Here is a 15,452-nt window from a genome sequence, read left to right as displayed (position 1 = left end):
TAATCTATAGTTTCAAATCACTATGGCATATGGAGTAGGGGGTTTTGAAAAAATGCGAAGACCAATTTCTGCAGTTTCTACCTAGGGGCGATATTGCTCCAATAGGAGGCCTCTCATATAGGAGCCTTCCTATCGGAGCCGGTCGTCGAGAGCTTGTCTAGTTGATCGGTCCGACAACTACTATTGAAGGTTTTTTATCTTTCAAGAGTTCAGATGCCACTGAGCGAACTTGATCCAAGGTGACCGCATTCACCTTGTCATTGCGTTCACTAATATAATCGATACCCAGATCTGCGTTTTGAATGCCGACAAGTTGAAGGGCGATTGCACCGGAACTGTCAAAGTTCAGGGCATAGGACCCTGTGATATAGCCTTTTGCTTTCTGGAGTTCTTCTTCTGTAGGACCGTCAGTTCCCATGCGTGCCAATTGCTCTTCAATAATAGCAAGGGCTTTTTCTGTATTCTCACTGCGCGTACCGGTAGCTCCCATGAGGAGGGCTGAGTGCTCATAGGGCACGAGGTAGGTGCCGATGGAATACACAAGGCCACGCTCCTCGCGAACCTCCTCATACAGCCAAGAAGTGAAGGAGCCACCCCCTAAAATATGGTTCATCACATAGGCTGGAATAAAGGTAGGGTCAGTGCGTTCCAGACCTGGTAGGGCAAACTGGATAGTAGATTGAGGAGCTTTGAAGGCGATCTCTTGCTTCTCCCCTTCAACAGGAATGATGTCAGGTATTGTTTGAAGCAGTGCCTTCTCAGGGAGTTTGGAAAAGACTTTGTCCAGAGCCTCCGCCAGTTGCTCGGCATTGATTGCGCCCACCACGCCGATATTCAGAGCTTGCCTAGCAAAAAGTTTAGCTTTCAAATCCCGCAGGTTCTGGCTTGTCAGCGTAGAGACGCTCGCCTCGGTTCCCAAGCTCGTTTGGCCGTAAGGATGATTGGGGAAGAGCATTTGGCTCAGTGCTCGGGCGGCAATGGCGTCCGGTTGTTTTTGGGCGCGTCTAATGCCAGTGATGATTTGAGATTTGATTTTCTCAACGGGTTCCGGGTCAAAACGTGGCTCATTGATTGCGAGCCTCAACATTTCTACTGCCTCTGTTAAATTGGGCTGAAGAGTGCGCATGGAACCGTAAAACCGGTCTTTCCCCGCTCTAAAGCCCACAGACATGGTCAGGTCTTCCAATGCGAGTTGATATTGCTGGGAATTCAAGTCACCTGCACCTTCATCCAGTGTGTACGAAAGGAGGTTGGTTAAACCCAGTTGTTCTTTTGGATCTTGAGTGCTGCCGCCTTGAAAAGAAAACTCCATGGCAATAATGGGCACGCTGTAGTTTTCCACCAACCAGGCCTTGATGCCGCTCTTACTGGTGACCTCTTGAATCTCGAAGGCCTTGGCGGTTTGCAAGAAAGCGACCGGGAACAGAAGTAAGGCGAGTACGCAGGTGCAAATTGCCTGAGCATAGACTAACGGAAATAAGCTATTTTTTTTCATTAGCTGTTATTTCCTTCCTGTTTGGCCTTCGAGGTTTTTTGAGGGGCTGGGGCAGGCAGCAAATAGCCTTTCGCTGCGGGGGCTTGAATGTACTTTTGAGCTACACTCTGCACCATTTTGGGAGTAACACTCATAATATTTTCGGGCCAGCTTTGAACATCCTCTACCGTCCCACCAGTGGTCAGGGTTGCACCAAACAAGCGGGCAAGTGCGCTCTGCTTGTCTTGAGCGTATATGGCAGAGGCGAGCATTGAGCGTTTGGAACGCTCGACTTCTTCATTGGTTACGCCGTTTTGTGCAATATCTGCAATTGCAGCCTCTAACTTGTTCTCGATAGTACTCAGTTCTATTGAATCTGCAGGCGTGGCAAAAACCTTGAGCTGGCTGTCGTCAACCGCAGTTGAGTTGTACCAACTGCCTGCGCTTGTTGCCAGTTTCTCTTCAACAACCAACCGCTTGTACAGGCGCGAGTTTGTGCCGCCACCAAGAATGTCTGCGAAAATGTCTAGAGCTTCTGCTTCACGGTTATCGGCAGTCGTGTAACTGGGAACAACCCAGCCCATCTGTAGGGAGGGTTGCGCGACCCGCTGATCAAGGAGAGTAACTTCCCGCTCACCCCGAACATTTTGGATTTCCGGACGAATACGTTCCCCTGGCTCAGCGCGGCGTTCCAGTTTTCCATAGGTGGCTTTGGCAAGCGGGGCCACCTCATCCATCGTCACATCACCGGCAACCACCAGTACAGCATTATTGGGTGTATAGTAGGTATTGTAAAACTCGATGGCGTCCTCTTTGTTGAGGTTCGCAATCTCGCCCTCCCAGCCGACAACAGGCGTACCATAGGGGTGATTTGTGAATATCATCTGGTTAAAGGTTTCGGCCAATTGAGCGGCCGCGCTGTTGTCAATGCGCATGGCACGTTCTTCAAGCACCACATCACGTTCAGGAAGAACTTGCTTGTCTGTTAGAACAAGGTTTTCCATTCGGTCGGCTTCATAGCGCATAACCATTGGGAGGTGTTCTTTGGCAACCTGCTGATAGTAGGCTGTATAGTCTGAGGATGTGAAAGCGTTTTCCTGACCGCCAACCTGAGATACCTTTTGGGAGAACTCTCCTTCTGGTGTATTTGTGGTGCCTTTGAACATAAGGTGTTCAAGAAAATGGGCTATTCCGGACTTTCCGGGCTTTTCATCCGCAGCGCCCACTTTATACCAGACCATGTGGGTAACCACAGGGGATCTGTGGTCGGGAATCACCACCACCTGCATGCCGTTGTCCAGAGTTTTCGTTTCAACCTCTCCACCAATCTGGATTTGTTTGAAAGCCTTATTTTCTGAAGGGCTAGGGGGCTTTTCCAGTGCAAAGGCGGGGGAGCTGAGAAAAAGGCCCAATGCCAAAGCTTTTACAAGAGATGCTGCTCGCACGCGGTACTATCCTTTGTTGAGGTGGGCTTTATCTATATGGCATCAAATGATGAGATCACTATGAATTATTTGTCACATAGTGAAGTAGAAATGAAAAAAGCGCGGTAGGTGCCGCGCTTGGTATTCTTGAGCCTTCTAACTTTTAAATAACAGTTCCCAAGGTTTAACGGGGGATGCCTGTTTCAAGATCAATCCGTGCACCATCGTCAACTGCAGCGGTGTTCCGTTTTTTCTTGAACTCTTCCTCGTCGTCTTCTGGAGAAACGCTCACAGTATATCCGGCTGCTGGAATGTTGTAGGCCTGTGGAGGCTGTGTCAGGTAGCGGCGCTCCAACTTACAAGTTGCCAGATCTACCTCGTTATCGGAGGTCAGCTCACACAATGCCGTTTTGTCATCAGCAATTTTGGCTTTTGCTGCTTTGAAGTCGCGGCTCATTTGCTGGAGTTCGCGTGGTGTCAGCGGTTTGCCGTCCATGATGCGCTCATCTTGAAGCTCGCGGATCCGGTTTCTCTGCTGCTTAGGAAGGTTCTTTGTCAGCTCATGTGCTGCGGCCATTTGAGCCGCTGTAAGAGGCTTGCCGTCTTCTGTTTTAAAGAACTCACGCAGTTCTGCCATTTCCTGATCGCGTGTGTCCTTGGGCCAGTTGGCAGCAAGGTCAGCAACAGCGCGCTCATCGGGAGTTGGTAAGCGTTTTCTATCAGATGGCATAACCAGTGGAGCACGTTCGGTGTAGCTAATAGGCTCGCCTTTGGAGGCTTTAGCGCCAATAACTGTCAGAACAGAGCCGATCAGGTCTCCTTCTGCTTTTGTTTTCTCGGTACCATCCGAAAAACCATCAGTTCCGCTTACACATCCTGCTACAGCAAGGCAGAGTGTTGTTGCAGCTGATGTTTTCAGCAAAAGAGTTCCAATCCGACTACGCACTTTAAACTTCCTTGTTTTGCAAATTGCAGCAGAGGCACAGCACTTAACGAATAACCTTATAGCTTGCCTTAGAATTAAGTAACACTGTTTTGGTTAGCATACCTTGGGATTCGCAGCACCACTAGGCACCAATTGGCAAAATCGTGTTTAGAAAAGTTCCCAATCCCCTACATACTGACGTTTGAGGCAGCAATAAGGTTAAGTTTTCTTCTTTTTCTTTGAAAATAAACTGTCCCAGAACAGACCGGCTGCGCCAAGAACGATCCAAACGTCGGCAAGGTTGAAAACATACCATGAAAAGCTGTTCACGTGGAAATATAGATAATCCACCACTTGCCCGTAGTAGATACGATCAATACCGTTTCCGATAGCCCCAGCGAGTATTAGTCCAAGATATATGGATAAAGGTTTGCTGGAGCTTCGTACACCCCAAACCCAGATGGCAATTGCAGCCAGAACGGTGAAAACTGCGAGGGCCCATCGTCCAATTGGGTGATCTTGCTGGAAAAGTCCGTAGGAAACACCGCGATTCCAGACCAGAACAATATCCAATACTGGCAGCACGGAAATGAAGACATTGTTTGCCATATCATAGATATGGACTACCCAGATCTTCGCCAGCTGGTCTAACGCTGCACCGATAGTGGCGATGAGTGCAATAAGGGGGCTATAACGCCCCCAAGTCCATTGGCTTTTCATTCTGTTCCCTTTGTTGCACAGAATAGTGGGAAAGTGCGCAGCTATTTTGCTGCGCTTTCCAGTTCCCGCATTGCTGCTGCATCACGCAAAGTAATATCCGGATATTCTGGATCACTACCAACCTCAGGGAGAATCTTCCATGAGCGTGCGCACTTTTGCCCTTCTGCAAGGGCAGGAATGACGCCCACGCCTTCAATCTCATCCAGAGTAAAGGCACCATTAGGGGATGCTTCTGTACTAATTGCAATCTGGCTGGTGATGGCAATTTCCGCCAAATCCAACCCTTCAAGAGCACCCAGCAAGTCCTGATTGGTGATATACACGGTTGGATGTGCTTCCAAAGAGGAACCAATTCGCTTTTCCCGGCGTTCGATTTCCAAAGCGCCTGTGATGACGCGGCGAACACTGCGAATTTTTTCCCACTTCTGGGCAAGCTCATTGTTTTTCCAGTTTTCAGGAATAACAGCAAACTGTTCCAGATGAACGGACTGGCTATCCTTGCCATTGCGATATGTCCAGCACTCTTCAGATGAGAATGGCAGGATAGGGGCGAGCCATGTGACCAAATGACGGAACAGCTGGTCAATCACATAAAGGCTTGCTTTACGTTTCACAGAAGACTGAGGGTCACAGTAAAGAGCGTCTTTTCTTACATCGAAGTAGAAAGCCGACAGCTCAACGGTCATGAAGTTGAACAAGGTGGAGAAGATTTTCCTGAAGTCGAATGAGCTGTAAGCTGCACGAACAACTTCATCCAGCTCTGACAGGCGATGCAGCATGAGCTGTTCCAGCTCAGGCATGTCTTCAAGAGCAATCTCTTCACCTTTGTAATGGCCCAGAGCTCCAAGCATGAAGCGCAAAGTATTACGCAGTTTGCGATACGCATCTACGTTAGTCTTGATAATTTCTGGCCCAATGCGCTGGTCGTCAAGGTAATCAACGGACCCAACCCATAGGCGTAGAATATCCGCACCATACTGCTTGATGATATCTTGCGGAGCTACGGTGTTGCCCAGAGACTTTGACATCTTGCGGCCATGCTCGTCCATGGTAAAGCCATGGGTTACAACAGCATCGTATGGGGCGTGGCCACGCGTGCCACAACTCTCCAAAAGGGAAGAGTGGAACCAGCCGCGGTGTTGGTCTGTACCTTCAAGGTAAAGAACGTAATCATCTCCGCCGATACCCTTACGCTTGGGAGACAGTTCTTCGCGAGTTTCCAGACAAAACGCGTGTGTTGTGCCTGAATCAAACCATACGTCGAGAATGTCATCAACTTTCTCGAAGTCTTCAGCCTTGTAGGCTTCTCCTAGGAAACGCTGTGTAGCACCGTCTTCAAACCACGCGTCGGCCCCTTCATTGGTGAAAGCTTCAACTATGCGGTCGTTGACAGCGTCGTCAATCAATACCTCTCCGCTTTCCTTATTGACGAAAATGGAGATGGGCACACCCCACGCACGCTGGCGGGAAAGAACCCAGTCAGGACGTGATTCGATCATGTTATTGATGCGGTTCTGACCGGAGGCGGGAACAAAGCGGGTTTCTGAAATTGCTTTGAGAGCTCGCCCGCGCAGTGTGTCCTTTTGAGCTTCTTGGGAAAGCTCTTTATCCATGTAGACAAACCACTGCGGAGTATTGCGGAAAATCAGTGGAGCTTTGGAGCGCCAGGAGTGCGGGTAAGAGTGTTTGATTCTAGCCCGCGCAATAAGGGAACCAACTTCATTCAGCTTTTCTATAACAGCTTTGTTGGTTGATCCGTCTTTGCCTTTACGGTCCAGAATGTATTTTCCTTCAAACAAAGGCACATGCGGGTAGTAAGCCCCGTCTTCCTGAACGGTCAAAGGCACTTGTTCCGTACCGGCCTTTTTAAAGGCTTCACGATTGTCTAGAAACATTTGGAAGTCTTCTGCACCGTGACCGGGGGCAGTGTGCACAAAACCTGTACCTGCATCCTCCGTTACATGCTCACCGGAAAGCATTGGAACGAAGAAGTCGTAGTACCCATTTGCTTCGGCTGCGCCACGGAATGGGTGAGCGCAATATTCGATTTTGGAAGGATCGACATCAGCAACCTTTTCAAAGGCATCAACACGTGCTGATTTAAAGACACTCTCGGCCAGAGCGTGTGCCAGGATAATTTCTTCTCCAACCTTTATCCAATTGTCGTCAGCTGCCTGTGTAACTTTATAGAGCCCATATCCAATGGTATTAGAGAACGAAATTGCACGGTTTGCGGGAATCGTCCAAGGAGTTGTAGTCCAGATAACGACATTCTTGCCAACAAGAGCTTCGTCGCCTGTGAGAACAGGGAACTTGACCCAAATGGCGTGGGACTCGTGATCTTCGTATTCGACTTCTGCTTCGGCAAGAGCGGTTTTTTCAACGATGGACCACATGACTGGCTTGGAACCGCGATACAGCTGGCCAGAACTGGCAAACTTCATCAGTTCTTTGGCAATGATCGCTTCACTGTCATAGTTCATAGTGAGGTATGGATTGCTCCAATCACCCTCAATGCCTAGACGCTTGAATTCTTCTTTTTGAACATCAATCCACTTGCCTGCAAAGTCACGGCACTCTCGGCGGAATTCATTGACCGGAACAGCGTCTTTATTTTTGCCTTTTTTACGGTACTGCTCTTCAATTTTCCATTCGATGGGCAGCCCATGACAATCCCAACCCGGCACATAATGGGCATTGTAGCCCTGCATCTGCATGGAGCGGTTGATGATGTCCTTCAGGACTTTGTTCAATGCATGACCAATATGGATATTACCGTTTGCATAGGGGGGGCCATCGTGAAGGATAAACTTTGGCTTACCAGCAGCCTGTTCCCGCAGCTGTTTAAAAAGGTTTTCCTCTTTCCAGCGCTCAAGGATTTTAGGCTCATTCTTAGGAAGGCCGGCCCGCATTGGAAAGTCAGTCTTTGGCAGATTGAGCGTCTCGGAGTAATCTCTGGTCGCACTCTCAGTCATAATTATATCCGGTAAGTCAGAGGCAATGTTGCCGTAAATCTAGGAATTGCAGTGCTTGAGTATAAAAAGCACGTATGAAACAGGGTTTTAGCTTTAAGGGCTAAAGCAAGGTCCCGGTCCTTCGGGGCGCACACTAAAGGGCGCCTCAGCCGAAGGCCGGGCCAATAATTCGCGCTGCCACTTTTCCAAAAGTCACTGGCGATTTGTGCCCTGCCAAGCTGCTTTGGTGCAAATAGCTGCAAGGAATGTCCACTACACAAAACATGGAGATGCTTTTAGCAGCGCTTTCACAGGGAATAAAGAGGAGTGAATGATAAACTGCAAATTTATATGCCTGCGGGTTAAAGGGCCTGGAGCTGATGTGTTTTCTTTTGGGTGGAATGCCTAGAGAGCTCTGTCCAGATCAGAAAGAGGCTGAACAGAGGCAATAATTGCCCGCGATTCAGCGCTGTCCTGATCCATTTGAGCAATAAGCGCTTCCACACTATCGAACTTTAATTCGGAGCGAATGAAGCCAAGTATGAAAACCTGTAGTTCTTTGTCGTAGAGGTCCCCAGAAAAATTAAAGAGGTGAACTTCGAGAAGAGGGGCGCCATTGTCGAATGTTGGACGGCTTCCAAAGCTGGCGACGCCGTCCTGGAGTTTTCCATCCACCATAACTCTCACAGCATAAATGCCGTATTTCAAGATACAGTTGTCAGCCAGTTTCAGATTTGCGGTGGGGTAGCCGAGGTCACGTCCACGTTTTTCTCCGTGCTGAACAGTAGCTTCCACGAAGAAACGGTAACCAAGCAAGCCGTTTGCCAACGCTATGTCGCCATCGGCTAAAGCTGTGCGTATACGGCTGGAGGAGATAACGTCTTGCCCCTCATCTTTTTCAGCGCCAACAATTGTCACATGAAAGTCGTTGGCTTTTCCAGCAGCTTTGAGGAATTTTGGTGTTCCCTTTCGCTGTCTTCCAAAATGAAAATCATAGCCAGTGATGCTTTGTGTAATGCCAAGCTTGTCAACCAAGATGTCTTCGACAAAACTTTCAGCGGACATTCCAGCAAAGTCTTTGTTGAATGGAATTTGAATAACACCGTCGAGGCCTGCTGCCTGTAATATTTCGGCTTTTGCATGAGCGGGTGTTAAGCGAAAGACAGGTGCATCTGGTTTGAAAAATGTCCGAGGATGAGGTTCGAATGTCATTGCCAGAGCTGGAACACCTTGCTTTTTCGCCTCTTGCAAGGTGAGATCAAGAACTGCTCTATGGCCTCGGTGTACGCCATCAAAATTTCCTATGGCTACAACTCCTCCGCGCAGATGCTCTGGCACCGCGGAAAGATCTGTTAGAACAGTAAAAGGTTTGGCCTGCGCTGGGTTCTCATTCATAAACTACGTGTTCCAGTTTCCTGATCCGACTGCTGTCTCCGAGTAAAAAGACGAAGTCTATACAACATATCTGTTGCAAAGTGGCAAAGTGTAAATCAGTGGGGTGAGCCGATATCAAAGTTTTAAACAGGGACGTCCAGCTCGCTACGTGTTGGAACTTTTACAATAGCCTCGCCTTTAAGGACGATTTTATCATCGACAGAACATGTGCATTTAAGCAGGGCTCGGCATTTTTCTGGGATAAGCTCCCCGACTTCGACGCGAACCAGAACATCATCACCAATAAAAACTGGGGCCATAAATTTAAGAGTTTGGGATAGATATATAGCGCCAGGACCCGGCAGGCGTGTTCCCAAAACTGCAGAGATCAGACTAGCGGTGTAAAGGCCGTGAGCTATACGGCTTTTAAAGGGTGTTTTTGCAGCAAAATGCTCGGAGAGGTGAATAGGGTTTCTGTCGCCCGATATTTCAGCAAAGCCGACAATATCTTGGGAACTAACAGATTTTTTTAGCTCCTCCACCATGCCCACTTTTAGGTCTTCAAATGATAAAGCGCGTAGCGTAAGCATTCCCAATTCCTATTTACTAGAGACAAATAGTTGTAATTCTAGGACTGTCAATCTATCAAATAAATGGGGTAAAAGACAATTGAACCCTTAGCCTAGCTGATAAAGTTGGTAAAATTAACCTAACATTCAATCATAGATGTTAATTTTGCTATATGTGTGGGGTCAGGTGAGCTGCAACTGATTCTCTTTACGAGAGTTTCTATCACCCTTTAAGACCAGTCGTTTTGCCTTAAGAGCTCTGTAATATGGGCTCCAGTGGAAGTATGGAGTATTACATGGCCGTTGATCTTCAGATGCCTATTTTGGTTGTCGATGATTATAAGACCATGATTCGAATCATTCGTAACTTGTTGAAGCAACTTGGCTTTAACGATATCGATGATGCGGCAGATGGACAAGAAGCCTTCGAAAAAATGAAGCAGCGCCGCTATGGGCTGGTTATTTCGGATTGGAACATGGAGCCTGTGACAGGCTATGAACTTTTGAAACAAGTTCGCCAGGAACCAGCGCTTTGTAAAACACCGTTCATCATGGTGACCGCTGAATCAAAAACTGAAAATGTGATCGCAGCGAAAAAAGCTGGCGTTAACAATTACATTGTGAAGCCATTTAACGCTCAAACCCTAAAAGGGAAAATTGAGGCGGTTTTCGCGAGTTAAAACTCTCCCCCAATCGAGGATCGTATACAGTTTAATTAGGGCACAGCCGTGCCCTACAGGCTTTGAGGGGGAGGGGGCTGTCTTGAGGATTTAGTCTTCAAGAAGGGTGCTAGACCTCTGTATTCACCTAAAAAGTCGCTTGATGGAATGCAAAATGGCGATTGTTGAAAATTTGGACGTTAAAAGCGTTATCGAGTTTCTTGAGGAAAACAAGACTCGTACAACAGAAATTACACTCAATGATGTGATGCGTCTGGCTGAAGTGATGGCTGGGTCTATGACTGACGCGGTTATACAAGTGCAGCCTAATTTTACCGAAGAGCTTATGGCTATCGGTGCCGAAATTGCGCGCATGAAAAGTGAGATTGCCAAGCTGCGCGTCGCAGAAATGAAAAGCAATCGTATTCCAGAGGCAGGCCGAGAGCTTGATGCAATTGTTTCTGCTACCGAGGAGGCGACAAACTCTATTATGGAGGCAGCAGAAGCTATTATGGCTGCTGACCCTGAAGAGAGCGAAGCTTATGTGGATACTGTAAATGCGCAGGTTATGGAGATTTTTCAGGCTTGTGCGTTTCAAGATATTACCGGTCAGCGCATTTCCCGTGTTGTACGCACTTTGAACTTTATCGATGAGAGAGTATCGACTTTCATTGAACATTTACGATTGAGTCAAGAAGTAAATGCGAGTGATGAAGTGGAAGAATCCGAGGAGGAAAAGCGCGCACGCGAGCTTATTCTGCACGGTCCCCAGCATGTTGGAGAAGGTGTCTCGCAAGGAGATATTGATGCGTTAATGGGATCCTCGGATCAAGCCGACATTGATAAGCTTTTTGGCTAAGCGACAAATGCAGGAAACGGTGCCTTACCAGTGAAGGCGCCGCATTACAGATTGAACTTCCAGGCCTTCCTGCTCCAATCTGATATGGAGCGACGGCATGAAATCCTTCTCTTCCACTTGCCATTCACTTGCATGAATTCCTCCACTTAGGAAGAGAGTTCCCAAACCTTTGGCATTGGCACCTTTGATATCGGTGAATAGCCCGTCCCCAATTGCCAAAATCCTGTTGGTAGGAAGCTTGGTATTGCTTAGGTTCTCAAGTTGCCTGAGTGCACTTTGATAAATTGGAGGATTGGGCTTCCCAGTCGTGAGAACTTGCCCGCCCATTTCATTGTAAAGCCGGGCTAAAGACCCCGCACACCAAACCAATTTGTCTCCATGTTCTGAAACAATATCGGGGTTTGCGCAAATCATGGTCAAGCCTAAGGAGATATACTCCGCAAATTGCTGTCGGTAGTGTTCTGGATTTTCATTTTCACGGTCCCTCAGCCCCGTACAAACTATCAAATCAGCTTGGTTGGCATCAGTGGAATTACATTCAATCTTTTCAAAGAAATTCTGATGACGGTGTGGTCCGATGTGAAAAATATTTGGAACATCTTTTTGGGAAAGTAGATCGCGGACAGTATCGCCGGATGTGATGATGGCGTCATATGCTTCTGTTGGTATTCCAAGCGAAGCAAGATGATGCGCGATTTGTTGTGCGCTACGCGGTGAATTTGTGATTAAGACGACGGGATTACCAAAGTTTTTCCGGTAATTGCAAAGGGCGTGGGCTGCATTGGGTATCGCTTGTTTTCCGTTATGAAGAACGCCCCAGACATCGCAAAGGATCCCTTGAAAATGAGGTGCTATTGCAGATAGGCCGTTGATTGCTCGGGCTTGCATCTTGACGTTATTCATAGGTGAGGAGAATTCCAATGTGCTGCGGTGAGGTGGAACTTGAAATGCAAAGCCGCTTGATCCAAATAAGGGCGGGACAATGATTAAAGGTTTGTGGCCTCCGGTCGCTTAGCGACTATGCTGATAAAGAGAAGTTTTTTCTTCTCCCTGATGGGCTGCCAAGCATAGTGGAGGCAAAATGCCAGTTAAACAACTCAGTGATACTGTTATCAACAAAATTGCCGCCGGTGAGGTTATTGAAAGGCCCGCAAGTGTTATTAAGGAACTTGTTGAAAATGCAGTGGATGCGGGCGCTACCCGAATAGAGGTTGTGACGGCTGCCGGTGGAAAGACGCTTATGCGTGTTACTGATAATGGTTCAGGGATGACGCGTGATGATCTGGCTCTTGCAGTTCGCAGGCACTGCACTTCCAAGTTGCCGGAAGACGACCTCATGGATATTCGTACAATGGGGTTTCGTGGAGAGGCACTGCCCTCCATTGGTTCAATTGCCCGTCTGCAAATTACAACTGCGCACCAAAGTGAAGGGAATGCTTGGAAAATCCTGATTGAAGGTGGCGTTACGGGAGAACCGGAACCTGCTTCATTCAATGGTGGTAGCCGGGTTGAGGTGCGAGATTTGTTCTTTGCTGTTCCCGCCCGTTTGAAGTTTTTAAAATCTGATAGGGCCGAGGCGAATGCTATTACCGATGTTGTCAAGCGCGTTGCCCTAGCAAATCCTCACATTCGTTTCACGCTGTCTGGAAGTGACAGGCGGACTTTGGAATACTCCGCCTGTCAAGGTGAGCAGGCACATCTGGCACGTATTGTGCAAATATTGGGAGCTGACTTCAAAGAGAATGCGCTTGAGATTGATGCGGAAAGGGAGGGGGTTCAACTTTCAGGTTTTGCAGGTCTTCCGACCTTTCATCGCGCCAATTCTCAGAACCAGTTTTTCTTTGTTAATGGTCGCCCCGTTCGAGACAAGTTGCTGATTGGTGCTCTCAAGGGGGCTTATTCCGATGTTTTGGCGCGAGACCGTTATCCGGTCGCAGTTTTAAATATCGAACTCGACCCGCATCATGTGGACGTTAACGTTCATCCGGCAAAAGCTGATGTGCGATTTCGCGATGGGCAGCTTGTGCGTGGGTTGTTGATTGGGGCGCTACGTCACGCCTTTGTGGTTTCCGGCTATCGCGCCTCTACTTCGAATACGCAATCGACAGTTAATGCTATGAGGGCGGGCGGCGGGCCTGCAAATATGCGTCAATATTCAGGTGCTGCGCCAACTTACACGGACAACCGGACTGCTCCACAAAATTACAGCTGGCAAGAATCTCAGTTTAGACCCGCGGAGGATCTCTTGGGGGAAGGAGGAGGTTTTGCAGAGCGGCAGGCCGAATTCATCATGCCCAATGAAGCGGAGTCGCAGGGAGGTGCGCCAACTCCTTTTCTTCAGCCTTCAGCCGATGCGCGGGCGCATATCGTTTCAGATCAGTTGGAGGAGCGCCAGTCAAATCCTTTGGGGGCTGCAAGGGCTCAAATTCATGAAACCTATATTGTCTCCCAGACGACAGATGGTTTGGTTATCGTTGACCAGCATGCTGCACATGAGCGCTTGGTTTATGAGCGTTTGAAAGAGCAGCTGGCAAAAAATGAGGTAGCGCGCCAACTACTGCTTATTCCAGAGGTGGTTGAGTTGCCAGAAGAAGAGGCGGTTGCGGTGGTGGAGAGGGCGAGTGAGCTCGCTGAAGTCGGGTTGGTTGTCGAGGCGTTCGGACCCGGGGCGGTTATTGTTCGGGAAACGCCAGCAATGCTAAAGAAAGTCGATGCTAAGGGTCTTATTCAGGATCTGGCTGATGACTTTATTGAGTGGGATTCGTCATCTCGTATTAGAGAGAAGTTGGACTTGGTTGCAGCAACGATTGCATGTCATGGTTCCATACGATCAGGAAGAAGAATGCGCCCGGAAGAGATGGATGCTTTGCTGCGCGATATGGAAAAAACACCGCTGTCTGGGCAGTGTAATCATGGCCGTCCTACGTGGATTGAGTTGAAACTTGCAGATATAGAACGCCTATTTGGGCGAACATAAGAGAATATAATTACAGTTTTCAGCCGCGCTCAAGTTAATGAGTGCGGCTGACGGGTTCCAAGTTGTGGCCTCAGAAGTCCCTTTGAACACGGATTAGGATTGAGACTAAGTCACGATCTCTAGGCGCTTCGTTTACGCCATCCAAATATGCATCGCTGAAATGTAAGCTTCTGTATGCGATTTCAGAGCCAATTTCGAAGCCATGAACAGGTGTCCAGCCAATTTTTCCGACTACGTCCCATTGGTCATGGTCTGGAAGTCGATATTGATCTGCTTCCGAATAGGATGCCTGTAGTGCGCTGTTCCACTCAGGTGTCCACTCAGTATAAATACCTCCAGCAATGGACCAGCCAGTTGCTACGCCGTCACCTGATTTTACGTCGCCGTAGACAGTGCTGGCATCGTGCACAACTTCGCCCCAGTCACTGTTAATGTAACCTAGAGCACCCTGACCGAATGACCCTTGTAGGGCGAACTGGCTATTACCCAAGAAGCCGAGGTTGAATTCTACGCCTGCACCAATAGCGTATCCTACTTTCCCATCCGCGGCAGCTTCTAGCGGGCGGACTTCTTGTATTGCGGCCATAAACTGCGCGCTACCCCAACCTTGGTCCACGCGGAAATTGGTTACGAAGTTTGGCCATCTTTGCCCAGCATACCCTTCTACGTCTCTAAACCTTTCATCTAGGTATTCTCCGTAATAATAATCCTGCTGCCTATATGTACGGTCCTCAGCGGAGATTGACCAAGAGAAACCGTTGCCGAAGTCAAAGGTGTAACCCCCGAGCCAGGTGTTTCTATCAGAATATGCAACCGTGGTGATGGCGCCATATGCATAGCCTGTCCAGAAGTCGTAGAATGATTGAGCCAAACCAATCGTCATGCCGCCAAACTGGATGAAGGCTTTGTCAAGCGTCATGATTGTTTCGATATCATTGAATGAACCTACAGGTTCATTGTCTAAGTTCTGTGAAGAAAATGAATCGAAGCCTGGTGTGTCGACTGTGGCATACAAGTCCATGTAAGTTCGCAATAATCCGAACTCAGTTTGTGTTCTGGAATCCATCCTGAGATATCCACGAGCACGTGTTGAGGTTGAGTTTCTGTATCGCTCACTCCATGCATTTGGTCCGTCACCAAAATCATTCCACCGATACTCTGCGCGGATCCTTCCTCTGATCCGTAAGCAGGTATCTGTTCCGGGTATAAAATAGTATCCTGCCCCGTATGCGTCACAGATTTGGACGTATTCGACAGGTTCCGGTGCAACAGGTAGATCAGCTGCAAAAACCGGAGAGGCACTCAAAATAAGCGCTGCCGCGCTGGTCATTAGTTTGCGCATAGTCCGACTCCTGAATTGGGGAGATACTCGCCCCTACTTCATAGATATTAGTAAAGTTACCAAGAGTTAAGTAAGTATAACCTTGGGATACTAGGTAATATTCATGTACGCGAATTCCCTGCAGCAATTGATTGCACTATGTGACTTGATAATCAACTTATTTGATCGAAATAAA

The 15,452-nt window shown here is 48.2% G+C and carries 12 protein-coding genes; 3 read left to right on the top strand and 9 right to left on the bottom strand.

Annotated features, from left to right (window positions below; all coding sequences use genetic code 11):
• Positions 1 to 157: 157 nt before the first annotated feature.
• The 7 genes from P6574_RS15270 to P6574_RS15240 form a co-directional block, all read right to left on the bottom strand.
• The gene (locus P6574_RS15270) at positions 158 to 1,495 is read right to left on the bottom strand and encodes a M16 family metallopeptidase (protein ID WP_310621128.1); all 1,338 of its coding nucleotides are present in this window, start codon (positions 1,493 to 1,495) and stop codon (positions 158 to 160) included.
• Positions 1,495 to 2,919, bottom strand: a complete 1,425-nt coding sequence (locus tag P6574_RS15265) for a M16 family metallopeptidase (protein WP_310621127.1) — start codon at positions 2,917 to 2,919, stop codon at positions 1,495 to 1,497. Before P6574_RS15265 ends, P6574_RS15270 begins: the two co-directional genes overlap by 1 nt.
• A 163-nt stretch (positions 2,920 to 3,082) precedes the next feature.
• Positions 3,083 to 3,844: a hypothetical protein gene (locus P6574_RS15260; RefSeq protein ID WP_310621126.1), complete on the bottom strand. Its 762-nt coding sequence runs from the start codon at positions 3,842 to 3,844 to the stop codon at positions 3,083 to 3,085.
• A 198-nt stretch (positions 3,845 to 4,042) separates the two neighbouring features.
• Positions 4,043 to 4,543, bottom strand: coding sequence for a signal peptidase II (gene lspA, locus P6574_RS15255; RefSeq protein WP_310621125.1), 501 nt, complete (start codon positions 4,541 to 4,543; stop codon positions 4,043 to 4,045).
• Between the two features lie 41 nt (positions 4,544 to 4,584).
• On the bottom strand, positions 4,585 to 7,518 hold the full coding sequence (ileS, locus tag P6574_RS15250) for an isoleucine--tRNA ligase (RefSeq protein WP_310621124.1): 2,934 nt from the start codon (positions 7,516 to 7,518) through the stop codon (positions 4,585 to 4,587).
• 384 nt (positions 7,519 to 7,902) lie between these two features.
• Complete coding sequence (locus P6574_RS15245) at positions 7,903 to 8,892, bottom strand: bifunctional riboflavin kinase/FAD synthetase (protein ID WP_310621123.1); 990 nt, start codon at positions 8,890 to 8,892, stop codon at positions 7,903 to 7,905.
• Between the two features lie 122 nt (positions 8,893 to 9,014).
• Positions 9,015 to 9,461 carry a MaoC family dehydratase gene (locus P6574_RS15240; RefSeq protein WP_310621122.1) on the bottom strand — a complete coding sequence of 149 codons (447 nt, stop codon included), beginning with the start codon at positions 9,459 to 9,461 and terminating at the stop codon, positions 9,015 to 9,017.
• Between the two features lie 275 nt (positions 9,462 to 9,736).
• Between P6574_RS15240 and P6574_RS15235 the strand changes: the two genes are divergently transcribed.
• Both P6574_RS15235 and P6574_RS15230 read left to right on the top strand, forming a co-directional pair.
• Positions 9,737 to 10,120: a response regulator gene (locus P6574_RS15235; protein WP_310621121.1), complete on the top strand. Its 384-nt coding sequence runs from the start codon at positions 9,737 to 9,739 to the stop codon at positions 10,118 to 10,120.
• Positions 10,121 to 10,274: 154 nt separating this feature from the next.
• Entirely contained in the window at positions 10,275 to 10,958 is a 684-nt protein-coding gene (locus tag P6574_RS15230) for a protein phosphatase CheZ (RefSeq protein ID WP_310621120.1), read from the top strand.
• A gap of 24 nt (positions 10,959 to 10,982) precedes the next feature.
• Here the strand turns inward: P6574_RS15230 and P6574_RS15225 are convergent, their stop codons facing one another.
• Positions 10,983 to 11,879 (bottom strand): TIGR01459 family HAD-type hydrolase, encoded by an 897-nt coding sequence (locus P6574_RS15225; RefSeq protein ID WP_310621119.1) that lies wholly within the window; start codon positions 11,877 to 11,879, stop codon positions 10,983 to 10,985.
• 160 nt (positions 11,880 to 12,039) lie between these two features.
• On the opposite strand from P6574_RS15225, the gene mutL reads away from it, so the two are divergent.
• Positions 12,040 to 13,935 carry a DNA mismatch repair endonuclease MutL gene (gene mutL / locus P6574_RS15220; RefSeq protein WP_310621118.1) on the top strand — a complete coding sequence of 632 codons (1,896 nt, stop codon included), beginning with the start codon at positions 12,040 to 12,042 and terminating at the stop codon, positions 13,933 to 13,935.
• 70 nt (positions 13,936 to 14,005) lie between these two features.
• Here the strand turns inward: mutL and P6574_RS15215 are convergent, their stop codons facing one another.
• Positions 14,006 to 15,277: a porin gene (locus P6574_RS15215; RefSeq protein WP_310621117.1), complete on the bottom strand. Its 1,272-nt coding sequence runs from the start codon at positions 15,275 to 15,277 to the stop codon at positions 14,006 to 14,008.
• Positions 15,278 to 15,452 lie beyond the last annotated feature (175 nt).

It is taken from the genome of Pseudovibrio sp. M1P-2-3, from assembly GCF_031501865.1.
GTDB classification, from domain to species: Bacteria; Pseudomonadota; Alphaproteobacteria; order Rhizobiales; family Stappiaceae; genus Pseudovibrio; species Pseudovibrio corallicola.
The sequence above is the reverse complement of the archived record's forward strand: the minus strand, read 5'-3'. Positions and strand labels throughout refer to the sequence as shown.